Raw genomic sequence first — 23,087 nt, 5'->3', positions numbered from 1 at the left:
GTGGGATCTGCATCTCTAGGAATGGCCGCGACGCAGGCGCAAGGTGGGACATGCGCCCCGTATCTCCCCGTACTGCTACGGGGTGCGCGTCCCAGCTCCCCACGACGAGGAACACACCGTCATGCCTGCTGAAGCCGCTGCCGCCGCCCTCGACGCGCCCGCCGCCCGCACCGGGGGCCCCAAGGACGACAATCCCTGGATGGAGCACGTCCTCGGCTGGACCCTCGTGGTCGTCCTGGCCATGTTCCTGACCCAGACCGGCCTCCTCACCGGCCTCTTCTGAGACACCGGTCACCGCCTCTTCCGAGGTGCCGACCCGCGGCGTACGGACGCCCGTGCCGGTCCCCGCGCCGCGAATTTGCCGGGACCGGCAACCAAAACCGCGCGCCACGCGTTCCTCCCTTTACCTGTTCATTGCCAAAGGGAGGGCCCTGCCCATGTCCGCGCACCGCTTCGCCCGCCGCCGCGCCTCCGGACCGGACGCCGCCGTACGGCCCGCTCGCCGTACGGCCCTGACCGCAGCCTCCGCCGTGGCGGCGGTCGCACTGGCCCTCCCCGCGCTCTCCGCCTGCGGCGCGGTCGAGACCGCCATGGACTGCGCCCAGACCGCCGCCGCCATCGGGCAGAACGTCGACCAGCTCCAGCAGGCCTTCGCCGGCGGCGCCGACAACCCGGCCGAGGCCCAGCAAGCGCTCGACAAGATCGACAAGAACCTCGACGCGCTCGGCGACAAGACCGACAACGCCGACATCGGCAAGGCCGTCGACGACCTGACCCGCGGCGTCAAGGACGCCCAGCAGGCCCTGGACCAGGGCAAGACCCCCGACACCGCCCCCATCAGCTCCGCCGCCTCGGAACTCACCAAGATCTGCACCCCCGGCTGAGGAAGCGGGCAGGCGAGGCTCTCGCGTGAGGGCCGGCCCCGACCGGGATAATCGCTCACCATGAAGCACCAGCGCCTGATCCTCGCCACCCGCAACGCCGGCAAAGTCACCGAACTCCGCGCCATCCTCACCGAAGCCGACCTGGACATCGAGCTGGTCGGCGCCGACGCGTACCCGGACGTCCCCGACGTGAAGGAAACCGGCGTCACCTTCGCCGAGAACGCCCTCCTCAAGGCCCACGCCCTCGCCCGGGCCACCGGCCACCCCGCCGTCGCCGACGACTCGGGCCTCTGCGTCGACGTCCTGGGCGGCGCGCCCGGCATCTTCTCCGCCCGCTGGGCCGGCCGGCACGGCGACGACCAGGCCAACCTCGAGCTGCTCCTCGCGCAGCTCTCCGACATCGGCGACGAGCACCGCGCGGCCCACTTCGCCTGCGCCGCGGCGCTCGCCCTCCCGGACGGCACGGAACGCGTCGTCGAGGGCAAGCTGGAGGGCACCCTCCGCCGCGCCCCCGCCGGCACCGGCGGCTTCGGCTACGACCCGATCCTCCAGGTGGAGGGCGACACCCGCACCTGCGCCGAACTCACCGCCGACGAAAAGAACGCCATCTCCCACCGAGGCAAGGCATTCCGCGCCCTCGCCCCGGTGATCAGGGAACTGCTGGCCTGACCCGCAGCCACCCCACCCACACCGAAGGCCCGGCCCCGGAGAGGGGACCGGGCCTTCGCGTGCCGTGCACGACGTGCGGCCGGTGGGATTCGAACCCACATGGGTGTAACCCACTGGTACCTAAAACCAGCATGTATGCCAATTCCATCACGGCCGCCAGTAGCCAGCATGCTACCGGCTGACGGCTGCGTTGATGCCCGAACCCCGCTCGGATTCGCGGCCCCCAACTGGGCGGCCCGCACAGGCCGGGAGAAGGAAATGCCCCGGCCGGAGTGGCCGGGGCAGTTCTCGGCGGGGTGGGAGTCAGAAGCGCGGGTCCGGGCTCTGGGAGGTGACGATCTCCACTGCTTCCTCGTGGGTGGCCACCGAGGGCGGGGAGCCCTCCAGGGGCTGCTGGGCGGTTTCCTTCATGCAGAGGACGGCGATGACGCCGACCAGGGCCGCGCCCATGGCGTAGTACGCCGGGATCATCTGGTTGCCGTGGAAGCCGGCCATCAGGGCCTCGATGACCAGGGGGGTCGTGCCGCCGAAGAGCGACGTGGAGAGGTTGTACCCGATGGACAGCGAGCCGTAGCGGACGTTGGTCGGGAAGAGGGCCGGGAGGGCCGCCGACATCGTGCCGAGGAGGCAGACCAGGGAGAAGCCCATCAGGAGCATGCCGACGCAGATGAGCACCAGGTCGCCGGTCCCCACCAGCAGAAAGGAGGGGATGGAGAGGACGAAGAAGCCGAGCATGCCGGCCATCAGCAGCGGCTTGCGGCCGAAGCGGTCGTTGAGGCGGCCGACGAAGTTGATGACCAGCATCAGGACGACCATGGTGCCGAGGAGCACCAGGAGGCCGTGCGACTCCTTGTAGTGGAGGGTGTCGGTCAGGTACGTCGGCATGTACGACAGCAGCATGTAGTCGGTGATGTTGTACGCGCCGACCAGGCAGATGCAGAGGACGAGGGCGGGCCACTGCTGGGAGAAGATCTCGCCGATCTTCTTCTTCGGCTGGTTCTCGGAGAGGTGGGAGAACTCCGCCTCTTCCTCGGCCACCGAGCCGGAGGCGCTGTGCGTCTGGCTGGCCTCCAGCTTCTGGAAGGCGGGCGTCTCGTCGAGCTTCATCCGCAGGTAGAGGCCGACGAGGCCGAGCGGGCCGGCGACGAGGAACGGCAGGCGCCAGCCCCATTCGCGCATGACGTCGGAGCCGAGCACGGTGTTGAGGAGGAGGACCAGGCCGGCCGCGCCGGTGTAGCCGGCGAGGGTGCCCATCTCCAGGAAGCTGCCGAAGAATCCGCGCTTCTTGTCGGGGGCGTACTCGGCGATGAAGGTGGAGGCGCCGCCGTACTCACCGCCGGTGGAGAAGCCCTGGACCAGGCGGAAGAGGATCAGCAGGACCGGTGCCCAGAAGCCGATGGTGGCGTACGAGGGGATCAGGCCGATGCAGAAGGTGCCGACGGCCATCATGATCATGGTGAGCGCGAGGACCTTCTTGCGGCCGATGCGGTCGCCGAGGGGTCCGAAGTACGCGCCGCCGATGGGTCGGACGAGGAACGCCACGGCGAACGTGGCGAACGAGGACAGCAGGCTCGCGGTGTCGCTGCCGCTGGGGAAGAAGACCTGGCCGATGGTGACCGCGAGATAGCTGTAGATGCCGAAGTCGAACCACTCCATCGCGTTACCGACGGCGGCGGCCTTCACGGCGCGCTTGACGACCTTCTCGTCGGTGATGGTGATGTCCGTGCGGCGGAGCTTGGGGTTCTTGCGGCGGTTGATGGCGCGGAAGAGCGTGCGATGGCGCCTGACCGCCTCGGGGTCCAGTTCTGTCCCGGACGTGGCATCGGTGCTGCCGGTCGTCACGAGTGCGGTCCTCTCGCTCGGTCGGTCCGCGCGCGTGCGTGCGCGGTGGGCTCGTTTCGAAAGGGGCGTCTGCGCGGTTACGGAGCCGGTCAAACCACTTTGGCGGCAGAACGCGAGATTCGTCACTCGGTGTGGGCCGTTTAGGGCGGGTGTGGCGGGTTTGCGCCTGCGGCGGGACGGGGGGATTGCCGGCGGGGTGGTGGGGAAACCCGGACGGGCTGGGAAGCGGAAGAGGGGCCGGAACGCGGCGCTGCCGCCCGCCGGTGACCGGGAGGGCCGGTCCCGTGGCCGGGACGGCCGGTCCCGTGATCTGTCCGGCGGGCGGCAGCTGTGCCGTGGGGCCCGGTGGAGCCCGGGCGGAGCGGTTCCCTACAGCCCCAGGTCCTTGATGATCTTGGCGACGTGGCCGGTGGCCTTGACGTTGTAGAGGGCGCGCTCGACCTTGCCCTCCTCGTCGATGATGACGGTGGAGCGGATGACGCCGGTGACGACCTTGCCGTAGAGCTTCTTCTCGCCGAAGGCGCCGTACGCCTCCAGGACGGACTTGTCGGGGTCACCGAGGAGGGTGACCTTCAGGTCCTCCTTCTCGCGGAACTTCGCGAGCTTCTCGGGCTTGTCGGGGGAGATGCCGATGACGTCGTAGCCGTGGCCGGCCAGGAAGTCGAGGTTGTCGGTGAAGTCGCAGGCCTGCTTGGTGCAGCCGGGGGTGAGGGCCGCGGGGTAGAAGTAGACGATGACCTTGCGGCCCTTGTGGTCGGCGAGCGAGACCTGCTTGCCGTCCGCGTCGGGGAGGGTGAAGGCGGGGGCGGTGTCGCCGGGCTGCAGTCGCTCGCTCATGGCTCTCCTCAGGGGTGGGCCGGCGGGGGTGCCGGCCGCGGTGGTCGCGTGTTCCGTCCGAGGTTACTGAGCCGCGCCGACAGCCCCTTCCGGCGGCGGCCGGTTCGGCTCTTTGTACGCCGCGTGGGCGCGCTGATCGGGGGTGCCGTGGAGCGGGACGGGGGGCGAGCTGACAGACTGTCCATCAGGAACCCGTGAGAACCCGTATTCACCGGCCGAAACGACGGAGGCAGCGCGGTGTCGGATGCCAGGACCCCTGCGCAGATCGAGGCGGACATTCTCCGCCGGCGGCAGGAGCTCGCCGTGACGCTCGACGAGATCGGCGTGCGGCTGCACCCCAAGACGATCGTCGGCGACGCGAAGGCGAAGGCGGCCGCGGCCGTGGACCGTACGGCCGGACGGGCGTACGTGGTCGCCAATCGTGCGGTCTCCGACGTCCGCTCGCAGCTGGTGTCGGAGGACGGTGCGCCGCGCATGGAGCGAATCGTTCCGGTGGCGCTGGTCGCGGTCGGGCTGGTGGGGCTGCTGGCGATGGGCGCACGCAAGCGCCGTTCGTAGGCGCTCCGCGCGCGTGCAGCACCGGGCCGGGGTCCGCCGGTCGGCCCGGTGCAGGTACGGTCTTGGCGTGAGCCCGAACAACACTCAGGACACCCACGACAAGCTGCCGATCCGGATGCTGCACGACCGGGTGCTCGTCCGTACCGATACGACCGAGGGCGAGCGGCGCTCGACCGGTGGCATCGTCATTCCGGCGACGGCCGCCGTCGGCCGTCGCCTCGCGTGGGCCGAGGTCGTGGCGGTGGGGCAGAACGTCCGTACCGTCGAGCCGGGGGACCGGGTGCTGTACGACCCGGAGGACCGTGCCGAGGTGGAGGTGCGCGGCGTCGCGTACGTGCTGATGCGGGAGCGCGATCTGCACGCGGTGGCGGCGGAGCGCCTGGAGGGCGCCGAGGACGCCACGGGGCTGTACCTCTGAGCCGGTCCCGGTTCGTCTCCTCGCGCGCCGTACCGGTGCGTTCCCCTGTCCGTCCAGTAAGGCCCTGACCAGCTTGTTCCGCGGGCGGTGACCGGTGTCACCGCCCGTTTCGCCATGCCTTGCTATGGTCGGTGGCATCCCGACGAGACGCGCCGTACCGGGTCACGACAAGACGACGCACCCCTGTAGATGCGCGCATGTGCGCGCTTGTCACGGAGGTGCCGTCATGGCATGGATTCTGCTGCTGGTCGCCGGTCTGCTGGAGGTCGGCTGGTCGATCGGGATGAAGTTCACCGAGGGGTTCACCCGGCTGTGGCCCAGCCTGTTCACGGGCGCGGGCATCGTCGCGAGCATGGCGCTGCTGTCCTACGCGGCGAAGACGCTGCCGATCGGTACGGCGTACGGCGTGTGGGTGGGCATAGGCGCCGCGGGCGCGGCCGTCGTGGGCATGGTGGTGCTGGGTGAGCCGGCGACCGCGGCCCGGATCTTCTTCATCTGTCTGCTGCTGGTGGCCGTGGTGGGCCTGAAGGCGACCTCCGGGCACTGAGTGCCGTGCTCCGGAGGCCGCCGCCTGCCCTGTCGGTCACTGCCTGCCGGGCGGGGTCTCCGGTGCGCCGCCGGGGCCGCCGCCCGGTCCGCCGTCGCCCGGCTCCACCGTGGGGAAGTCCTCGGTGGGGGCCGTGGTGGGCGGCGGCTCGCTCGGGAAGGTGGGCTCGGGCGGTTCGACGGTGGTCGGCGGTGTCGTGGCCGTCGGGGGCGTGCCGGGGGGCGTGGTCTGCGACGGGGCGCTGGGCGCTCCGGTGTCGCCGCCCGGAGCCGTCGGGGTGGCGCTGGCCGGGGGCTGGGTGTCGCCGGCGCCGCTCTCCAGCTCCAGGTCGAAGTCCTTGACGGGCTTGCCGTCCAGCGCGGCGGCGGTGTAGTCGGCCCAGATCTGGGCGGGCCAGCCGCCGCCGTTGATGCGGGCGAGGCCGCCGGCGCCGTAGAGCGGTTCCTGGGCGGCGGTCTTGGGGTCCTGGCCGAGTACGGCGATGACGGTGGCCAGATCGGGGGTGTACCCGGCGAACCAGGCGGCCTTGTCCTCCTCGGCGGTGCCGGTCTTGCCGGCGGCGGGACGCCCTGCGGCCTGTGCCGCGGCGCCGGTGCCGCCGGGGCTCTCGACGACGCTGCGGAGGATGGAGGTGGTGGTGTCGGCGGCCTCGCGGGGCATCGCGGTCTGTTCGGGGCGGTCGGGGAGGCTGACCGTCTCGCCGTTCTTGGTGATCTTCGCCAGGAAGGTGTACGGGACGCGCTTGCCGTGGTTGGCGATGGTGGCGTAGGCGCCGGTCATCTCCAGGACGCTGGGGGTGGCGGTGCCGAGCGAGATGGCGCCCTGGGACTCGGTGAGGCCGGGGGTCTTGCGCGGGATGCCGAGGTCGACGGCGGTCTCGCGGACCTTGTCGGGGCCGACGTCGATGCCCATCTGGGCGTACACGGCGTTGACGGACTTGTCGGTGGCCTCGCTGACGGTGATCTGGCCGTAGGAGCGGTCGTCCTCGTTGGCGGGCGCGAAGCCGGTGGGCTGTCCGTCGCTGATGGTCATCCGCTTGTTGGTGCCGTCGTAGACGGTCTGCGGGGTGATGGTGCGGCCGTCCTGGGTGGTGGCGTGGTTGGCGACGGCGGAGGCGAAGACGAAGGGCTTGAAGGTGGAGCCGACCTGGTAGTCGGCGCGGGTGGCGCCGTTGACGAACTGCTTGGCGTAGTCGATGCCGCCGTACATGGCGACGACCTTGCCGGTGGCGGGGTCGATGGAGGCGCCGCCGGCCCGGACGTTCTTGTCGGCGTCGCGGTTCTTCTTGTCGAGCTGCTTCATCACCTGGTCGTCGACGGCCTTTTCGAGGGCCAGCTGCTTCTTCTTGTCGATGGTGGTGGTGATGCGGTAGCCGCCGCCCTTCAGATCGTCCTCGTCGAGGATGTCGTTGTTGCGGAGGTAGTCCTTGATGGCGTTGACGAAGTAGCCGCGGCGGCCGGAGAGGCCGCTGGGGGTCTTGGCCTCGCCGGGCGGGTCGAACTTGGTGGCGGCGCGCTTCGAGCCGCTGAGCCAGCCCTTCTTGACCATGCCGTCCATGACGTAGTTCCAGCGGGCCTCGGCGCGCTGCCGGTTCTCGGGGTGGACGACGATGTCGTACTGGCTGGGGGCGTTGAGGAGGGTGGCGAGGTAGGCGCCCTGGGCGGCGTTGAGGTCCTCGACGTCCTTGTTGTAGTACGCCTGGGCCGCGGCCTGGATGCCGTAGGCGTTGCGGCCGTAGTAGCTGGTGTTGAGGTAGCCCTCCAGGATCTCGTCCTTGCTCACCTCGCGGTCCAGCTTGATGGCGATGAAGAACTCCTTGGCCTTGCGGGTGATGGTCTGTTCCTGGCCGAGGTAGTAGTTCTTGACGTACTGCTGGGTGATGGTGGAGCCGGACTGCTTGCCCCGGCCGATGACGGTGTTCCAGGCGGCGCGGACCATGGCGATGGGGTTGACCGCCGACTCGTTGTAGAAGTTGCGGTCCTCGGCGGCGAGCACGGCGTGCTGGACGCTCTTGGGCACCTGGCTGAGCTTGACGTTCTCGCGGTTCACTTCGCCGTCGCGGGCGAGCTGGGTGCCGTCGGAGAAGAGGAAGACGTTGCTCTGGGCCTTGGCGGCCTGGTTGGCCGGCGGGATGCCGACGAGGAGGTATCCGGCGATGAAGCCGCCGACGACGACCAGCAGGATCACCAGGATGCCGCCGAGGGTCATGCGCCAGGTCGGCAGGAAGCGGCGCCAGCCGGTGCGGCGGGGACGGCCCTTCTTGCCGGGGGATGCGCCGGCACCCGGTTCGCCCTGCGGGGAACCGTTACTTCCCTGACCGTCCTGCTGCGGATCGTCGTTCATGTCTGTAGTGACTCCTCGGCCGCCGCCGATGGTTGTGCCGCGGCGGATCGGTGTCGTAACGGGCGATTCGCGCCCTAAGCCGGAAAAAGGTCGTAACTTCCGAAAAGCAAGTGTCGCCCGATACGAAACTCTCGCATCCTGCGGGCCGGCCCAAGAGGGTGGCACGCACATGTGACCGGTCTGTGACCGGCCGAATGGGTTCTCTGCCTCACCGGTTCGGGTGATAAACGCGTGGTGCCCGCCCGCCCGGCAGGGCTAGGCTCCGTTGCTTTGGCCACACCACGGGGGGCGACAGCGTGAGCGGCGGAGCACTTCTCCAGCGCGGCGGCGGCCCCGGGCTGTACGCGGCCGTGGCCCGCAAGGGCTTCCGGCGCTACGCGACCTACCGCACGGCCACCGCCGCCGGGGTGTTCACCAACACCGTCTTCGGCTTCATCCTCGCCTACACCTACCAGGCCCTGTGGGACGAGCGGCCCCACCTGGGCGGGTACGGCGAGGCCCAGGCGCTGACCTTCGTGTGGATCGGCCAGGCGCTGCTGGCGACGGTCTCGCTGGGCGTCAACGGCGGCCTGGACGAACTGCAGGAGCGCATCCGCACCGGGGACGTCGCGGTCGACCTGTACCGCCCGGCCGACCTCCAACTGTGGTGGCTCGCCACCGACCTGGGCCGGGCCGGCTGCCAGCTGCTCGGCCGCGGGGTGCTGCCCATGGTGGCCGGGGCGTTCGCCTTCGACCTCGCGCTGCCCGCAGCGCCCGGCCCGTGGGCCGCGTTCCTGGTCTCCGTCGTGCTCGCGGTGACGGTCGGCTTCGCGCTGCGCTACCTGGTCGCGCTCACCGCGTTCTGGCTGCTGGACAGCGCCGGGATGGCGGTGCTCGGCGGCCTGGCCGCGACGTTCTTCTCCGGGCTGCTGCTGCCGCTGCGGGCCTTCCCGGAGGGCTTCGGCGAGGCCGTACGGCTGCTGCCCTGGGCCTCGCTGCTCCAGGTGCCGGCCGACGTCCTGCTGGGCCGGTACGAAGGGGCCGCCGTACTGGGTGCGCTGGGCTTCCAGGCCGGCTGGGCGGCCGTGCTGCTGGCGGTGGGCCGGCTGGTGCAGTCGGCGGCCACCCGGAAGGTGGTGGTGCAGGGTGGCTGAGTCCTTCGGGCGGGCCGCGCCGGTACGGCACGGCGTGCGGGCATACCTGCTGATCGTAGCGATGTGGGTGCGGTCCACACTCACCTACCGGGCGTCGTTCGTGATCATGGCCGTCGGCAATGCCGCTGGCAGCGGCCTGGAGTTCGTGACGATCCTTCTGATGTTCTCGCACATCGACACGCTCGGCGGCTTCGGGCTGCCCGAAGTGGCACTGCTCTACGGCTCGTCGGCCACCGCGCTGGGCCTCGCGGACCTGCTGCTGGGCAACGTCGAGCGGCTGGGCTCGCGAGTCCGCGACGGCACGCTGGACGTCCTGCTGGTACGCCCCGCGCCGGTCTACGTCCAGGTGGCCGCCGACCGGTTCGCGCTGCGCAGGATCGGGCGGCTGACGCAGGCCCTGGTGGTCCTGGGCTGGGCGCTGGCCCGGGTGCCGGGGGAGTGGACGCCGGGCCGGGTGGCGCTGGCCGCGGCGATGCTGGTGAGCGGGGCCGCGATCTACGGCGCTGTCTTCACGTTCGGCGCCGCCTTCCAGTTCTGGGCCCAGGACGCGGCCGAGGTGCAGAACTCCTTCACATATGGCGGAAACGCACTGCTGCAGTACCCGCCCACCGTCTTCGCCAAGGACCTGGTGCGCGGCGTCACGTACATCATTCCGCTCGCCTTCGTGAACTGGCTGCCCGCGCTCCGCCTCCTCGGCCGGGACGACCCGCTGGGACTGCCGGGCTGGGTGGACTTCCTGGGGCCCGTGGTGGCTGCGGTGATGTGCGGGGGCGCGGCGCTGGCGTGGCGGGCGGGGCTGCGCGGATACCGGAGCACGGGGAGCTGAGACATGACGACGGGCCAGGCCGACGCGGAAGGTGCGGACTTCATCGTGCTGGAGGGGGTGGAGAAGGTCTTCCGGGTGCGCCGGAAGGCCGGGCGGCTGCGCCGGGTGACGCGGGAGGTGCGGGCCGTGGACGGCATCGGCTTCCGGGTCGGACGCGGCGAGATGGTGGGGTACATCGGGCCGAACGGCGCGGGCAAGTCGACCACGGTCAAGATGCTGACGGGCATCCTCGTGCCCAGCGCGGGCCGCATCCGGGTCGCGGGCATCGAGCCCAGCCGGGAGCGCGCGCGGCTGGCCCGCCGGATGGGCGTGGTCTTCGGGCAGCGCACGACGCTGTGGTGGGACCTGCCGCTGCGGGACTCCTACGAGCTGGTACGGCGGCTGTACCGGGTGCCGTACGACACCTACCGCAAGAACCTCGACCGGTGCGTGGAGCTGCTCGACCTCGGCCCGCTGCTGGCGTCGCCGGTGCGGCAGCTCTCGCTCGGGCAGCGGATGCGCGGGGACATCGCGGCGGCCCTGCTGCACGACCCGGAGGTGCTGTACCTGGACGAGCCGACGATCGGGCTCGACGTGATCAGCAAGGCGCGGGTGCGGGAGTTCCTGCGCGAGGTGAACGCCACGCTCGGCACGACGGTCCTGCTGACCACGCACGACCTGACCGACATCGAGCAGCTGTGCCGCCGGGTGATGGTCATCGACCACGGGCGGCTGGTGTACGACGGCGGCCTGGACGGGCTGCACGAGGCCGGGGACGGCGAGCGGACGCTGGTGGTGGACCTGGCGCGGGAGCTGCCGCCGATCGAGGGCGTGCCGGGGGCGCGGACGGTCCGGGTGGAGGGGCCGCGGCAGTGGCTGGCGTTCCCCGCGTCGCACAGCGCGGCGCCGGTGGTGGCGGCGGTCGCCGAGCGGTGGCCGCTGGTGGACCTGTCGGTGCGCGAGCCCGACATCGAGGACGTGATCGCGCGGATGTACACCCGGGGCGCCCCGAAGTGAGGCGCGCCCGAAGCGAGCCCGGGAGCGAGGTGCCCACGACGCGGGCCCCGGAGCGGGGTGCGCCTGATGCGCGGCGCCCTTGAAGCGCGGTGCTCCTGAAGCGCCGCGAAGCCGGGCCGGACGGCCGGTTCGCTGCCTACCCTTTGACCATGACTGACGAACTCCCCGACATGCGCGCCTCGGACGCCGACCGGGACCGGGTGGCGGAGGTGCTGCGGGACGCGCTGGCCGAGGGGCGGCTGCGGATGGCGGAATTCGACGAGCGGCTGGAGGCGGCGTACCGGGCGCGCACGTACGGCGAGTTGGCGCCGCTGACGGCGGACCTGCCGGCGGGCGCGGGGCCGGCCGGGGCGGCGCTGCCCGGTGCCGCGCCGGCCGCGGGGGCCGCCGGCGGTTGGGCGGAGCGGTTCGTCGGCGGCGAGGGCGGCTCGTCGGCCGGGATCGCGGTCCTGGGCGGCTTCCGGCGGACCGGGCGGTGGACCGTCGGGCGGCGCTTCACCGCGGTCGCGTTCTGGGGCGGCGGCGAGATCGACCTGCGCGAGGCCCGGTTCACGGACCACGAGGTGGTGATCAACTGCTTCGCGGTCATGGGCGGGATCAATATCGTCGTGCCGCCGGGCGTCGAGGTCGACGTGCGCGGGGTGGAGATCATGGGCGGCTTCGACCACCGGGAGGCGGGTGTACCGGGCGACCCCGGCGCGCCCCGCGTGATCGTGACGGGCCTGGCGTTCTGGGGCGGCGTGGGCGTCGAGCGGAAGGTCACCAGGGCCGAGAAGCAGCGGCTGAAGGCCGAGCGGCGGGAGCGCAGGGCCCTGGAGAAGGACGAGGAGCGGCGGCGCAAGGAGCGGTGACCCCGCCCGCCGCCCGGCCGGTCAGAGCGAGGCCGGCGTCGCGCCCTTGAGGTGCTTGAGGTCCACCGCGCGGGCCATCGCCTTGTAACCGTCGTCGCTGGGGTGCAGGTGGTCGCCCGAGTCGTAGCGCGGCAGCAGCCGGTTGGGCTGGGCCGGGTCGCGCAGGGCCTTGTCGAAGTCGACCACGTTGTCGTACACGTTCCCGGCCCGGATCTGCGCGTTGACCTGCTGGCGCACCTGGTCCATGCGGACGTTGTAGCCGCGGTGGCCGTAGAACGGCGTCAGGGTGGAGCCGGTGACCCGCAGGCCGCGCGCGTGCGCCTGCTTGACGACCTTCCGCATGCCGGCGACCAGCTTCCTGGCGTCCCACTGGCGCGGGGTCTTGAACATGTCGTTCAGGCCGATCTCGACGATGACGGCCTGCACACCGGTGCGGGACAGCGCGTCGCGGTCCAGCCGGGTGAGCACGCTGGGCCCGTTGTTGGGGGAGTAGCGGCTGCCGTCGATCAGCAGGCGGTTGCCGCTGATGCCCTGGTTGAGGACGCCCAGGCGGGGCGCGCCGGGCTCCTCGCGCAGCCGCTCGGCCAGGAAGTCGGTCCAGCGGTGGTTGGCGCCCATCGTGGAGGTGATGCCGTCGGTGATGGAGTCGCCGATGACCACGACCGAGCCCTCGGCCTCGCGGCTGAAGACGTCGACGCCGGTGAGGTAGCGCCAGTACGGGCTCTGCTCGGTGTAGGCGGTGCCCGCGTCGTCCGCGGCCCGGTCGCCGCGCGCCAGGTAGGAGGTCTGCCGCGCGTACGGGTGGTAGGTGACCGGGCCCGAGGGCGCCGGGGAGTACGTGGTGATCAGCAGGTCCGTGTCGTGCGGCACGTCCAGCCGCACCGGGTCGCTGGAGACGGCCCCGCCGGCCGGGATGACGACGGAGGTGCGGTCGCCGAAGGTGAGGCGGCGCATCGTGCCGGCCGCCGCCGTGGGGTTGTTCGGGGCCGCGGCCACCGCGATGGTGGCGTGGGTGAGGGCCAGCGGGCGGGTGCCGTAGAGGTTGGAGAGCTGGATGCGGGCGCTGCTGCCGCCGACGCTGGTGTGGATCACGTTCCGTATCGACATGCCCGCGTACCCGTCGAGGGTGCCCGGCTCGGCCGCCGCCGCCGATGCCGACCAGGTGCCCACCCACTGGCCGGAGACGGCGGGTGCCGCGGAGTTACGGGGGTTGTGCGGGTCGCTTCCGGTGCCGCCACCGTTGCCGCCGACCCCGACGAAGATCGCGGTCGATACGAGGACCACCACTGCCGCCAGGCCGGCGAGCAGGGCGTAACCCACACTTTTGTTCATGCGGGGGCGTTCTCCTGGGGCAGGCGGAGCCGCTGGCTCCGGATGGGCAAGGGCAGCGTCTGATCAGCAGCGCCGTCGCAGTCCGATCGATCCTCCATGATCCCATGGCGGACGGTACGGCTGCCCGGCGGCTCCCTCCCCGCCGGGAGGGCGGAAAGGCGGTGCGCTCGACCTGTGGGACGACGGGAACTCGTTGTTCGTTCCAGTAAGGGAACCAGGACTAGGTCACAGTTGGACATACAGCGGGGCGGTCGAACGGATGGAGCGGATGGAACGCACGAAGACGGGCCTGGTCGCCGGTCCGGCGGACGGGCCGGCGGCCCGTACCGCGGCGGACCCTGTGGCCGGTTTCACATTCAACGAGGCCGATGAGGAGAAGCGGCGCGGGGTGCGCCGCATGAAGACCTTCGCCACCAGCCTGCTGCTGGCCGTCGCCCTGGTCTACGCGCTGGCGAAGTGGGGGGGCGCGGCCGGGGCCGGCGGCTGGACCGGCTACGTGGCGGCCGCCGCCGAGGCCGGCATGGTCGGCGCGCTCGCCGACTGGTTCGCGGTCACCGCGCTGTTCCGGCGGCCGCTCGGGCTGCCCATCCCGCACACCGCGATCATCCCGACGAAGAAGGACCAGCTCGGCCAGAGCCTCGGCGACTTCGTGGGGGAGAACTTCCTCTCCGGCGAGGTGGTCAGACAGCGGCTGCGCAAGGTCGGCATCGGCAGCCGGGTCGGCCGCTGGCTGGCCGAGCCCGAGCACGCCGACCGGGTCACCGCCGAGCTGTCCACGGCGCTGCGCGGCGCGCTCACCGTGCTCCGCGACTCCGACGTGCAGGCCGTGGTCGGCGAGGCGATCACCCGCCGCGCCGACGCCCAGGAGATCGCCCCCGGGCTCGGCGCGATGCTGGAGAAGGTCGTCGCGGACGGCGGCCACACCCGGCTGGTCGACCTGGTCTGCGCCCGGGCGCACGACTGGCTGGTCACGCACTCCGACTCGGTCATGGCGGCGGTGGCCGGCGGCGCGCCCGGCTGGACCCCGCGCTTCGTGGACCGCAAGGTCGGCGACCGGGTCTACAAGGAGCTGCTGCGCTTCGTGACCGAGATGCGGGACATGCCCGAGCACCCGGCCCGCGGCGCGCTGGACCGCTTCCTCACCGACTTCGCCGACGACCTGCGGTCCGACACGGACACCCGGGCGCGGGTGGAGCGGCTGAAGTCGGAGGTGCTGGGCCGGGGCGAGGTGCAGGACCTGATCGCCTCGGCGTGGGGCTCGGTGCGCGCCATGATGGTCGCCGCCGCCGAGGACGAGCAGAGCGAGCTGCGGCAGCGGGTGCGTAGCGCGCTGCTGTCGCTGGGCAAGCGGCTGGCCGCCGACGACCGGCTCCAGGGCAAGGTCGACGGCTGGCTGGAGGGCGCTGCGGTGTACGTCGTCACGACGTACCGCGACGAGATCACCCTGCTCATCACGGACACCGTCGCGAGCTGGGACGCCGAGCACACCTCGAAGAAGATCGAGGCGCACATCGGCCGCGACCTGCAGTTCATCCGGATCAACGGCACGGTCGTCGGCGCCCTGGCGGGCCTGTGCATCTACGCGGTGTCCCGCGCGCTCGGCGGCTGACCCCGCCCCGCCGCCGCTGATCGCCGGTCCGTCGCCCTGGTGATTGCGGGACGCACGCCGTACGGTGCCCCGCGTGACGGAGCGGATACCGGTGGTGGTGCGGGCACGGCGGGACCGGCGGGGGCCCGCCGCACGGCTGGTGTGGACCGCCGCCGAGCTGGCGGTGACCTGCGGTCTCGTCGTCCTGCTGCTCGTCGTCCACCAGCTGTGGTGGACCAACCGGGAGGCGCGGGCGAGCGCCCGGCAGCAGGTGACGGAGCTGGAGCGGCAGTGGCGCGGCACGGCCCAGCGGCCGTCCTACGACCCGCTGCCCACGCCGCGGATGGGCACCGAGTACCGGTCGGAGATCGAGGAGTCGCCGTCCCCGGCACCGCCGCGCGGCCCGCGCCGGGACCTGGCGTACGCCGTGCTGCGCATTCCCCGCCTCGGCGTCACCGCGCCCGTGGCGGAGGGGGTCAGCAAGGCGGGCGTGCTCGACAAGGGGTACGTGGGCCACTACCCGGGGACCGCGCAGCCCGGCCGGGCCGGGAACGTCGGGCTGGCCGGCCACCGGAACACCCACGGGGAGCCGTTCCGCCGGCTCGACCTGCTGCGGGCCGGCGACACCGTACGCATCGACACCGCCGGCGCCCGCTACACCTACGTCGTGGACCGCACCCTGCCGCAGACCACGCCCGGGGACGGGACGGTGCTGGCGGAGGTGCCGTACAGCTCCGTCCACCCCGGTCACCGCTATGCCGCGCCCGGGTACTACCTGACGCTCACGACCTGCACGCCGGAGTACACCTCGACGTACCGGCTGGTGGTCTGGGCGCGGCTGACGGCGGCGGAACCGCGCTAGTACGCGTACGAGGATGACGATGAGGACGAGTACGAGGACGAGCCGCCCGCGGCAGCGCCGGACTTGGTGATCTTCTTGCCGTCCGGGCCGACCGCGAACCAGGTGCCCTTGACGCCCTGGCCGTTGACGTCGCCCGGCTTCTTGTCACCGGTGTACCAGTACATCGGCCAGCACTTCACGGCCAGCTGTTTCGTGCCGTCGGGGCGCTTGACGGTGCTGATCAGCTTGGCCGGGACCCCTTCGAGCTTGCTCTTGTCGGCGGGTTTCGCCGGTTTCCAGGTGTCCAGGCAGGCGCCGGTGCAGGCGAACTTCATCGGCCAGGGGTTGTCCTTGGTGAAGCGGTAGAGCGTGCGGCCCTTGCCGTCCACGATGACCTTGCCGAGCTGCGCGGTGTCGGTGACCGAGACGTCCGCCTTCGGCGCGGCCTGCGGCGGCTTCTTCGCCGCCTCGCCCGCCTTGCCGCCGTCCGCGGCCAGCGCGTGCCAGACGCCGCCGACGCCCTGGCCCTTGGTGTCGCCGGGCGCGGCGTCCTTGGCGTACCGGTACACCGGCCAGCCGCCGAGGGTGAGCTGCTTGCTGCCGTCGGAGCGGGTCACCGAGCCCAGGTCGGCGGCGTTGATGCCGGTGGCGGCCTTGGCGTCGTCGGCGGGGACCGGCGGCCAGGTCGAGGCGCAGTCGCCGTCGCAGGCGGACTTCGGCGGCTTCGCGGTGTCCTTGTCGAAGCGGTAGAGGGTCATGCCGCCGCTGTCGGTGACGACCTTGCCCAGCCCTGGCGCGTCCTTCAGGGCGAGCGTCTTGGCGGCCGAGCCCATCGCGCCGGCCGCGGCGCCGCCGCCGTACCCGCCGTCCTTGCCGGCCGCTCCGCCCGCACCGTAGCCGTTGCTCGAGGCGCCCTGGCCGGCGGGTTGGACCCGGTCGGTGGAGGCGGCGTAGTCCTTGCCGCCGCAGCCGGCGGTCAGGGCCAGCACGGCGAGCGCGGCGGCCGCGATACCTGCCTGCCGTCGGTTGACCTGGGTGGCTCGGTTGCTCATGGGGATCTCCTTCGGTGGGGGCGGCGGAGGTGCCGTCGGGACGGGGATACGGGCTGGGATACGGGGGGCGGCACGGCCGCCGTTCAACGCCCGCGGAAGTTGTCACAACACGTCAAAAGCTGTTGCAGGCCGAGCAGTAGGAGGACGGTGCGGGACCGGGGTACGTCCGTGCGCGGTCCGTGCGCGGTCCGTACCGGGCGCGGGACCGGCGCAGGGCCCGTGGTCCCGGACCCGTGGGGGCCCGGGACCACGGCGGCGGTTCAGCGGCAGGTGCGGCCGCTGTTGATGCAGGCGACGGCCTTGGCCATCAGCCGGTCGGACATCACGTTGATGAAGTCGCCGTGGTCGGTGACCGGCTTGTGCAGCTGTTCGGGGAAGCTGTCGACGGCGAACTGCTTGCCGGCCGGCACCTTGTACGTGATCTTCTCCTGCAGCTGCGGGATGGCGCGGAAGCCGGCCGGGCAGGAGCCGTCCTGCTGCGCGAACGCCACGTGCGTGCGGTGGTTGGCGCTGTCGGTGTTCTGCCCGTCCCAGCAGCTCTGGAAGTTGAAGGTGCGCACCACGTCGGAGCCCTTCGGGCAGATCGGGTACTTGTCCTTCAGCTGGCGGTCCTCGAAGCCGGTGCAGCTCCAGGAGGCGTTGGCGTTGGCCGGGCCGTTGGTGAACGCCTTGGCGTCACCGGTGATGATCCGCAGGAAGCGCGGCATGGCGGTCACGTCACCGGCCTGGCTGCCGCTGAAGGTGAGCTTCGCCGAGGCGGGGGTGAGGACCGAGCCGACGTTGCCGTCGTGGCCCGCGCCCGGCTTGTGCTCCGAGGTGCCGTCCAGCACCCGCAGCACCGGCCAGTAGTACGTGGACTGGTCGCCGTTGCTGCACGTCGTGCCGGAGGCGGCCAGGCTCTGGTCGGTGGAGAAGGCGTCGGTGGTCTTGTTGCCGACGTAGTCGTGGGTGTGGTGCGCGCCATTACTGACGCCGGGCGTGACGATGACGTTGTCGGAGTTGAAGTGGCCCTCCTTGTTGGTGCCGCACTTCGACTGGAAGGTGCCGGTGGAGGCGCCGTTGCCGCGCGGCGGCTGCTGCGCGTTGGGCTGCTGGGACCGGATGTCGGCGAAGTCGTCGGGGGACGGGCCGCCGACGGGCGCCTGCTGTCCGCCGTTCTGGCCGCCGTTGGCCTGCTGGCCGCCGACGGCTTGCTGACCGCCGTTGTCCGCGCCGTTGCCGTTGCCGTCCTGGCCGTTGGCGTTCCCGCCGTTGGCGTCCTGGCCGTTGCCGTTCCCGCCGTTGGCGTCCTGGCCGCCGCTGCCCTGGCCGGTGGCGTCCTGGTTTCCCCCGGCCTGGTCCCCGCCGACCGCCTGGTTCCCGCCGGCCGCCGGGTCGCCGACGGATATCTCCTGCCCCGTGGGCTTCATCCGGCAGGCGCTCATCCTCAGCAGGCCGTCCGGCCGGGGCGCCGACCGGCCGATGGCGTCGGCCATCGCCCCGATCGTCTTCGCCCGCTGCTGCCGCAGCGTTTCCAGGGCCGCGTCCGTCGAGGCGGCGCCCGCCTGCGCGGGGCTCTGCCCGCCCGCCGTCATCTGCTCGTACGCCGCCGCCACCTGGCGGTCCAGCGCCGCGAGCCCGCGGGACACCGGGAGTTGCGCGCCGCGCGGCACCTGGCGCAGCCGGTCGCCGACGTCCGGGCAGGACACGGTGGCGGCCGCGACCGACCGGGCGGCGCGCTGCCCCGGGCCGTCCGTGCCCGACCCGTCGGCCGAGGCGCCGGCCGCGATCAGCGCGGTCCCGCCGCCGCCGAGCAGCAGCGCGGCGGCCGCGGCCACCAGCCGCTTGGTCAGACGCGAGCGTTTGTGGGCCTGTGGAGTCATGCGATCACTTCGCTTCGTGGGGAGGGGTGGGAAGTGGTGGGGAAAGTGGGGTGGGGGTACGGCCGCGTGTTCGGGGAAACGTACGGCGGCCGGGTCCGGGCCGCCGCCAGGTTGCCGAAGTCGACCAGGCCGGTACCTTCCAGGACCGTGAAGTGGTCCAGCGCGACCGCATTCGTACGGGTGGCCGGTCGCCGCACCACCGTGTTGCGGCCCTGTGCCCGGACGAGCGCGCCGAGGCCGCATGCTCCGGGGCACGGGGCTCATGCCGGGGCAGGAAAACGCCGGTCCTGCGCGGGCGTTGCCCTTGTGCGCGGGGCTCAGCGCGCGTACAGCGCGTCGATCTCCTTGGCGTACGCCGTCTCGATCGCCTTGCGGCGCAGCTTCAGGGACGGCGTCAGCAGTCCGTCGGCGACGCTGAACTCGCCGGGCAGGATGCGGAAGGCACGGATCGACTCGGCGCGCGAGACCGAGGCGTTGGCGACTGCCACCGCCCGCTGCACCGTGGCCCGCACGCCCTCCTCGGGCGGTTCGCCGGGCCCGGCGTGCCGGTATCCGCCGCGGTAGCGCCGCCAGTGCTCCAGCGCGTCGGGGTCGAGGGTGATCAGCGCCGCGACGTAGGGCCGGTTGTCGCCGACGACCAGGCACTGCGAGATCAGCGGGTGGGAGCGGATGCGCTCCTCCAGGGCCAGCGGCGCCACGCTCTTGCCGCCGCTGGTGATGATGATGTCCTTCTTGCGGCCGGTGATCACCAGGTAGCCGTCCGAGTCCAGCAGCCCGAGGTCGCCGGTGGCGAACCAGCCGTCGTGCGGCGCGCTGCCCCGCTCGTCCACGTACCCGGCGAACACCACGTCCCCGCGCACCCAGACCTCGCCGTCCTCGGCGATCCGCACCGCACACCCGGGCAGTGGCCGCCCGACCGTGCCGAACCGCACCCGGCCCGGCGGGTGCGCCGTCACCGCGCCGCTGGTCTCGGTGAGCCCGTACCCGTCGTAGACGGTCAGCCCGGCGCCGGCGAAGATCCGCCCCAGGTCCGCGCGGAGCGGTGAGCCGCCCGAGACGGCGGTGCGCACCCGGCCGCCCAGCACCCCGCGGATCCGCCCGTACACCAGGCGTTCGTACAGCGCGTGCCGGGCGCGGAGGGCGGGACCCGGGCCGTGTCCGCGGCCCCGCTGGTGGCGTTCGACGGCGCGCGAGTACGCCAGCGCGGTGGCCGTCGCGGCCTCGAACATCCGCAACCGGCCCGCGTCCTCGGCGGCCCGGCGCGCGGTGTCGTAGATCTTCTCGAAGACGTACGGCACCCCGAAGAGGAAGGTGGGCCGGAAGGAGGCGAGCGCGGGCAGCAGCGCCTGCGGGGTCAGCTCCGGCTCGTGGCCGAGCAGGATGCCGCCGCGCAGGCAGGCGACCTGCACCATCAGCCCGTAACTGTGGGCCAGCGGCAGGAACGCCAGGATCGCGGGCTGCACGCCGGGCGGCGCGGTGAGCCGGCCCCAGCCCGCGAGCAGGGTGTCGGCCTCGGCGGCGAGGTTGGCGTGGGTGAGCACGCAGCCGCGTGGCCGGCCGGTGGTGCCGGAGGTCTGCACGACGGCCGCGGTGTCCTGGGGCGTGACGGCGCGCCGGAGCCGGTGCACCTCCTCGTCGGCCAGCCGCCCGCCGAGCCCGCTGAGCCGTCCGACGCAGTCCTGGTCCAGCTGCCAGACGCGGCGCAGCCGGACCTCGGCGTCACAGGCCGCCGCCACCGTCATGGCGTGCTGCTCGTGCTCGATGACGATGGCATCGACCCGGCTCGTGGCCAGCGCCGCGTGCACCTGCTCGACGGAGGAGGTGGGGTAGACGGGGACGAGGTGCGCGCCGACCGACCAGACCGCGTAGCTGAAGAGCGTCCACTCGTAGCGGGTGCGGGACATCACCGCGACCCGGTCGCCGGCCCGTACGCCGTCCGCCAGCAGCCCCTTGGCCAGGGCCAGCACCTCGGCGCGGAAGGCGGCGGCGGTCACGTGCTGCCAGCGGCCCGGCTCTGCGGGGTCGCGGCGGGCGAGCTGGGGGAGCGCGGGCACCCGGTCGGCGAGTTCGTGGACGGAATCGGCGAGGCCGCCCGTGGGGGCGGCCGTCACCAGGGCGGGCGTGCTGGTCTCCTGCACCACACCTCCCTGTTCCACCCCGGCCGAATGGCCGGTGCAGCGGGCAAGTTACCCGCTGGTGACCCCGACTGCACAGCTCTCTGGTTAGTCTTGAGCAGAAGAGGACAAAACCGAGCGGAAACCGAGCAGAAGAGGGGAGCACTCGTGTACCGCATCGCCGATGCCTGGCGGCTGTACGCCGGCGCGCTCCTGTTCCTGCTGGCCGGCGTGGCCCTCGCGCAGAGCGGGCTGGCCACGGCGCTGACCGCGGCCGCGACCACCGCCGCCGTCCTCCTCCTCTGCCGCGCCGTGCTCGTCGCGACGCTGGCACGCCCCGATCCGCCGGGCCGGGTGCGCACCGCCATCCGCGACCGGGAACGCCGTACGGCCTTCCTGCCGCAGCGCGATCCCGACGCGGCCGGCCGGCCGCGGCCGAGGGCGCCGGGCCGTCGTCTCCCGACGGCCGCGTAGGCGCTCCTCGTACGGCGCCGCTGCTCCGCTCCGCCCCGCACGGGGCCCGTCCGCGCTCCCCTGCGCGCACCGGGCATGCCCGCGTGGTCCGTCACGCCGAAGTTCCTTCGCTCCTTTTGGTACTGACGAGACCCACGGAGGGCTCACCCATGTCCGTCTTCGCCACGCTCGGCGCCGCGCTCGGCCGCCTCGCCGACGTCCTCGCCCCGGTCTTCGGCGCCTCGGCGACCGCCGCCGCCATCGTCGTCTGCACGCTTGCCGTGCGCGCCGCCCTGCACCCCCTCGCGCGGGCCGCCGTCCGCGGTGAGAAGTCCCGTGCCGCGCTCGCCCCGCAACTGGCCGAAATACGCCGCAAGCACGCGAAGGACCCCGAGCGGATGCAGCGCGAGCTGGCCGGCCTCTACCGGGAGGCGGGTGCCTCGCCGCTGGCCGGCTGCCTGCCGATGCTGCTGCAGCTGCCGGTCTTCTTCCTGATGTACCACCTCTTCACCTCGCCCCGCTCCGGGCTGCTGGGGGAGCGGCTGCTGGGCGCGCCGCTCGGCGGCCGGTGGTTCGACGCGCTTGCCGACGGCGGCCCGTTCGGCCCGCACGGCCTGGTGTACGCGGGGCTCTTCGCGCTGGTCGCGGTGGTGGCGACGAGCACCTACCGGCGGGCGCGCAGGACCGCGGTGGCGGCGCCCGCCACGGGGGCCGAGGTGCCGGGCATGGCCGCCGTCGGCCGGCTGGCGCCGCTGCTCTCCTTCGGCACGCTGCTCACCGTGGCCGTCGTGCCGCTGGCGGCCGGGCTGTACGTCGTGACGTCGACGGCGTGGACGGCCTGCGAGCGGGCGCTGCTGCTGCGCGACCGCGGTCCCGCGGCCGGGACGGAGCGGCCGGACAGCGGCGGCAAGGCAGCCGCTGCTACTGCCAAGTAAAGGTCCAGTACGTGAACGGGGTCTTGCGGGCGGGACCCCGTTCTTGGACGATCGTCCGAATCGCTCGATGGCCGCACCCATCGGCCGGTCCGGGAGGCCCTTCCGGACCGACCCTTCGCACACGACCACGGGAGTTGTATCGATGAAGCTGCTGCGTGTCGGACCGGTGGGGGCGGAACGCCCGGCGCTGCTCGACGAGTCGGGAACCCTGCGTGACCTGTCGGAACTGGTGCCGGACATCGACGGGGCGCTGCTCTCCGACGAGGCGGCGCTCACCCGGGTACGGGAGGCGGCCGCGGCCGGCACGCTGCCCGCGCTGGACCGGGCCGGGCTGCGCAGGGGCGCACCGCTCGCGGGCATCGGCAAGGTCGTGTGCATCGGGCTGAACTACCACGACCACGCCCGCGAGACCGGCGCGCCGATCCCGGAGGAGCCGATCGTCTTCATGAAGGCCGCCGACACCGTGGTCGGCCCGGACGACACCGTGCTCGTCCCGCGCGGCAGCCGGAAGACCGACTGGGAGGTCGAGCTGGCCGTCGTCATCGGCCGCACGGCCCGCTACCTGGAGACCGACGAGCAGGCGCTCGCCGCCGTGGCCGGCTACACCATCGCGCACGACGTGTCGGAACGGGAGTTCCAGATCGAGCGCGGCGGCCAGTGGGACAAGGGCAAGAACTGCGAGACGTTCAACCCGCTGGGCCCCTGGCTGGTCACCGCCGACGAGGTCCCCGACCCGCAGGCGCTCGGCGTCCGGCTGTGGGTCAACGGCGAGCTGAAGCAGGACGGCACGACGGCCGAGCAGATCTTCCCGGTCGCCGAGGTCGTCCGCTACCTCAGCCGCTTCATGACCCTCTACCCGGGCGACGTCATCAACACCGGCACCCCGGCCGGCGTCGCCATGGGCCACCCCGAGCCCAAGCCGTACCTGCGCGCCGGCGACGTCGTCGAGCTGGAGATCGACGGCCTGGGCCGCCAGCGCCAGGAGCTCAAGGACGCCTGACGCCGC

General features: G+C 72.5%; 22 protein-coding genes, 1 tRNA gene and 1 riboswitch. Of the genes, 15 read left to right on the top strand and 8 right to left on the bottom strand.

Annotated elements, in window-relative coordinates; all coding sequences use genetic code 11:
- Positions 1-121: 121 nt before the first annotated feature.
- From C3486_RS12380 to C3486_RS12370, 3 genes are all read left to right on the top strand, one after another.
- Entirely contained in the window at positions 122-283 is a 162-nt protein-coding gene (locus C3486_RS12380; protein WP_103832679.1) for an SCO1431 family membrane protein, read from the top strand.
- A gap of 154 nt (positions 284-437) precedes the next feature.
- Positions 438-884, top strand: a complete 447-nt coding sequence (locus tag C3486_RS12375) for a hypothetical protein (protein WP_258052735.1) — start codon at positions 438-440, stop codon at positions 882-884.
- Between the two features lie 60 nt (positions 885-944).
- Positions 945-1,553 carry an XTP/dITP diphosphatase gene (locus C3486_RS12370; RefSeq protein ID WP_103832678.1) on the top strand — a complete coding sequence of 203 codons (609 nt, stop codon included), beginning with the start codon at positions 945-947 and terminating at the stop codon, positions 1,551-1,553.
- A gap of 74 nt (positions 1,554-1,627) precedes the next feature.
- Here C3486_RS12370 and C3486_RS12365 read toward each other — a convergent pair.
- From C3486_RS12365 to bcp, 3 genes are all read right to left on the bottom strand, one after another.
- Positions 1,628-1,710: transfer RNA gene (locus tag C3486_RS12365), tRNA-Leu, on the bottom strand.
- 146 nt (positions 1,711-1,856) lie between these two features.
- On the bottom strand, positions 1,857-3,395 hold the full coding sequence (gene proP / locus C3486_RS12360) for a glycine betaine/L-proline transporter ProP (protein WP_103832677.1): 1,539 nt from the start codon (positions 3,393-3,395) through the stop codon (positions 1,857-1,859).
- Between the two features lie 369 nt (positions 3,396-3,764).
- Entirely contained in the window at positions 3,765-4,232 is a 468-nt protein-coding gene (bcp, locus tag C3486_RS12355; RefSeq protein ID WP_103832676.1) for a thioredoxin-dependent thiol peroxidase, read from the bottom strand.
- A gap of 237 nt (positions 4,233-4,469) precedes the next feature.
- Between bcp and C3486_RS12350 the strand changes: the two genes are divergently transcribed.
- The 3 genes from C3486_RS12350 (at position 4,470) to C3486_RS12340 (ending at position 5,755) form a co-directional block, all read left to right on the top strand.
- A complete protein-coding gene (locus C3486_RS12350) occupies positions 4,470-4,790 on the top strand; it encodes a DUF3618 domain-containing protein (protein WP_103832675.1) in 321 nt (106 codons plus the stop codon).
- A gap of 115 nt (positions 4,791-4,905) precedes the next feature.
- Positions 4,906-5,208 carry a co-chaperone GroES gene (locus tag C3486_RS12345; protein WP_103832713.1) on the top strand — a complete coding sequence of 101 codons (303 nt, stop codon included), beginning with the start codon at positions 4,906-4,908 and terminating at the stop codon, positions 5,206-5,208.
- A gap of 116 nt (positions 5,209-5,324) precedes the next feature.
- Positions 5,325-5,390, top strand: a riboswitch (guanidine-III (ykkC-III) riboswitch).
- Positions 5,391-5,434: 44 nt separating this feature from the next.
- Positions 5,435-5,755: a multidrug efflux SMR transporter gene (locus C3486_RS12340; protein ID WP_030614313.1), complete on the top strand. Its 321-nt coding sequence runs from the start codon at positions 5,435-5,437 to the stop codon at positions 5,753-5,755.
- Between the two features lie 36 nt (positions 5,756-5,791).
- Here C3486_RS12340 and C3486_RS12335 read toward each other — a convergent pair whose 3' ends face one another.
- Positions 5,792-8,098 carry a transglycosylase domain-containing protein gene (locus C3486_RS12335; protein ID WP_103832674.1) on the bottom strand — a complete coding sequence of 769 codons (2,307 nt, stop codon included), beginning with the start codon at positions 8,096-8,098 and terminating at the stop codon, positions 5,792-5,794.
- A 296-nt stretch (positions 8,099-8,394) separates the two neighbouring features.
- On the opposite strand from C3486_RS12335, the gene C3486_RS12330 reads away from it, so the two are divergent.
- The 4 genes from C3486_RS12330 to C3486_RS12315 all read left to right on the top strand — a co-directional run bounded on the left by C3486_RS12330 (position 8,395) and on the right by C3486_RS12315 (position 11,904).
- Positions 8,395-9,231: an ABC-2 family transporter protein gene (locus C3486_RS12330; RefSeq protein ID WP_258052734.1), complete on the top strand. Its 837-nt coding sequence runs from the start codon at positions 8,395-8,397 to the stop codon at positions 9,229-9,231.
- A 61-nt stretch (positions 9,232-9,292) separates the two neighbouring features.
- Positions 9,293-10,057 carry an ABC transporter permease gene (locus C3486_RS12325; RefSeq protein WP_103832711.1) on the top strand — a complete coding sequence of 255 codons (765 nt, stop codon included), beginning with the start codon at positions 9,293-9,295 and terminating at the stop codon, positions 10,055-10,057.
- Positions 10,058-10,060: 3 nt separating this feature from the next.
- A complete protein-coding gene (locus C3486_RS12320) occupies positions 10,061-11,053 on the top strand; it encodes an ATP-binding cassette domain-containing protein (RefSeq protein WP_103832673.1) in 993 nt (330 codons plus the stop codon).
- Between the two features lie 149 nt (positions 11,054-11,202).
- Positions 11,203-11,904 (top strand): DUF1707 domain-containing protein, encoded by a 702-nt coding sequence (locus tag C3486_RS12315; protein ID WP_103832710.1) that lies wholly within the window; start codon positions 11,203-11,205, stop codon positions 11,902-11,904.
- Positions 11,905-11,925: 21 nt separating this feature from the next.
- On the opposite strand, the gene C3486_RS12310 is transcribed toward C3486_RS12315, so the two are convergent.
- On the bottom strand, positions 11,926-13,236 hold the full coding sequence (locus C3486_RS12310; protein WP_103832672.1) for an SGNH/GDSL hydrolase family protein: 1,311 nt from the start codon (positions 13,234-13,236) through the stop codon (positions 11,926-11,928).
- Between the two features lie 259 nt (positions 13,237-13,495).
- Between C3486_RS12310 and C3486_RS12305 the strand changes: the two genes are divergently transcribed.
- Both C3486_RS12305 and C3486_RS12300 read left to right on the top strand, forming a co-directional pair.
- On the top strand, positions 13,496-14,845 hold the full coding sequence (locus tag C3486_RS12305; protein WP_103832671.1) for a DUF445 domain-containing protein: 1,350 nt from the start codon (positions 13,496-13,498) through the stop codon (positions 14,843-14,845).
- A 73-nt stretch (positions 14,846-14,918) separates the two neighbouring features.
- Positions 14,919-15,686, top strand: a complete 768-nt coding sequence (locus C3486_RS12300; RefSeq protein WP_258052733.1) for a class E sortase — start codon at positions 14,919-14,921, stop codon at positions 15,684-15,686.
- Here C3486_RS12300 and C3486_RS12295 read toward each other — a convergent pair.
- From C3486_RS12295 to C3486_RS12280, 3 genes are all read right to left on the bottom strand, one after another.
- Entirely contained in the window at positions 15,683-16,717 is a 1,035-nt protein-coding gene (locus tag C3486_RS12295) for an SCO0930 family lipoprotein (RefSeq protein WP_103832670.1), read from the bottom strand. The two genes, C3486_RS12300 and C3486_RS12295, sit on opposite strands and share 4 nt — an antisense overlap.
- 260 nt (positions 16,718-16,977) lie before the next feature.
- Complete coding sequence (locus tag C3486_RS12290) at positions 16,978-18,579, bottom strand: DUF1996 domain-containing protein (RefSeq protein ID WP_103832669.1); 1,602 nt, start codon at positions 18,577-18,579, stop codon at positions 16,978-16,980.
- A 317-nt stretch (positions 18,580-18,896) separates the two neighbouring features.
- Complete coding sequence (locus C3486_RS12280; RefSeq protein WP_103832708.1) at positions 18,897-20,717, bottom strand: long-chain fatty acid--CoA ligase; 1,821 nt, start codon at positions 20,715-20,717, stop codon at positions 18,897-18,899.
- A 144-nt stretch (positions 20,718-20,861) separates the two neighbouring features.
- Between C3486_RS12280 and C3486_RS12275 the strand changes: the two genes are divergently transcribed.
- The 3 genes from C3486_RS12275 (at position 20,862) to C3486_RS12265 (ending at position 23,081) form a co-directional block, all read left to right on the top strand.
- The gene (locus C3486_RS12275; RefSeq protein ID WP_103832667.1) at positions 20,862-21,167 is read left to right on the top strand and encodes a DUF6412 domain-containing protein; all 306 of its coding nucleotides are present in this window, start codon (positions 20,862-20,864) and stop codon (positions 21,165-21,167) included.
- Positions 21,168-21,316: 149 nt separating this feature from the next.
- The gene (locus tag C3486_RS12270) at positions 21,317-22,081 is read left to right on the top strand and encodes a YidC/Oxa1 family membrane protein insertase (RefSeq protein ID WP_103832666.1); all 765 of its coding nucleotides are present in this window, start codon (positions 21,317-21,319) and stop codon (positions 22,079-22,081) included.
- A 142-nt stretch (positions 22,082-22,223) separates the two neighbouring features.
- Positions 22,224-23,081 carry a fumarylacetoacetate hydrolase family protein gene (locus C3486_RS12265; protein WP_103832665.1) on the top strand — a complete coding sequence of 286 codons (858 nt, stop codon included), beginning with the start codon at positions 22,224-22,226 and terminating at the stop codon, positions 23,079-23,081.
- Positions 23,082-23,087 lie beyond the last annotated feature (6 nt).

The sequence above is a fragment of the Streptomyces sp. Ru73 genome, assembly GCF_002920575.1.
GTDB lineage: Bacteria > Actinomycetota > Actinomycetes > Streptomycetales > Streptomycetaceae > Streptomyces.
Note: the sequence above shows the minus strand (reverse complement) of the source record. Positions and strands in the feature narration are given on the sequence as shown.

What these genes read in the sequence shown, in the direction of transcription:
- C3486_RS12380 (WP_103832679.1), top strand. Translation starts at nt 122, where the DNA reads ATGCCTGCTGAAGCCGCTGCCGCCGCCCTCGACGCGCCCGCCGCCCGC.
- C3486_RS12375 (WP_258052735.1), top strand. Translation starts at nt 438, where the DNA reads ATGTCCGCGCACCGCTTCGCCCGCCGCCGCGCCTCCGGACCGGACGCC.
- C3486_RS12370 (WP_103832678.1), top strand. Translation starts at nt 945, where the DNA reads ATGAAGCACCAGCGCCTGATCCTCGCCACCCGCAACGCCGGCAAAGTC.
- bcp (WP_103832676.1), bottom strand. Translation starts at nt 4,232, where the DNA reads ATGAGCGAGCGACTGCAGCCCGGCGACACCGCCCCCGCCTTCACCCTC.
- C3486_RS12345 (WP_103832713.1), top strand. Translation starts at nt 4,906, where the DNA reads ATGCTGCACGACCGGGTGCTCGTCCGTACCGATACGACCGAGGGCGAG.
- C3486_RS12340 (WP_030614313.1), top strand. Translation starts at nt 5,435, where the DNA reads ATGGCATGGATTCTGCTGCTGGTCGCCGGTCTGCTGGAGGTCGGCTGG.
- C3486_RS12335 (WP_103832674.1), bottom strand. Translation starts at nt 8,098, where the DNA reads ATGAACGACGATCCGCAGCAGGACGGTCAGGGAAGTAACGGTTCCCCG.
- C3486_RS12325 (WP_103832711.1), top strand. Translation starts at nt 9,293, where the DNA reads ATGTGGGTGCGGTCCACACTCACCTACCGGGCGTCGTTCGTGATCATG.
- C3486_RS12320 (WP_103832673.1), top strand. Translation starts at nt 10,061, where the DNA reads ATGACGACGGGCCAGGCCGACGCGGAAGGTGCGGACTTCATCGTGCTG.
- C3486_RS12315 (WP_103832710.1), top strand. Translation starts at nt 11,203, where the DNA reads ATGACTGACGAACTCCCCGACATGCGCGCCTCGGACGCCGACCGGGAC.
- C3486_RS12310 (WP_103832672.1), bottom strand. Translation starts at nt 13,236, where the DNA reads ATGAACAAAAGTGTGGGTTACGCCCTGCTCGCCGGCCTGGCGGCAGTG.
- C3486_RS12305 (WP_103832671.1), top strand. Translation starts at nt 13,496, where the DNA reads ATGGAGCGGATGGAACGCACGAAGACGGGCCTGGTCGCCGGTCCGGCG.
- C3486_RS12295 (WP_103832670.1), bottom strand. Translation starts at nt 16,717, where the DNA reads ATGAGCAACCGAGCCACCCAGGTCAACCGACGGCAGGCAGGTATCGCG.
- C3486_RS12290 (WP_103832669.1), bottom strand. Translation starts at nt 18,579, where the DNA reads ATGACTCCACAGGCCCACAAACGCTCGCGTCTGACCAAGCGGCTGGTG.
- C3486_RS12270 (WP_103832666.1), top strand. Translation starts at nt 21,317, where the DNA reads ATGTCCGTCTTCGCCACGCTCGGCGCCGCGCTCGGCCGCCTCGCCGAC.
- C3486_RS12265 (WP_103832665.1), top strand. Translation starts at nt 22,224, where the DNA reads ATGAAGCTGCTGCGTGTCGGACCGGTGGGGGCGGAACGCCCGGCGCTG.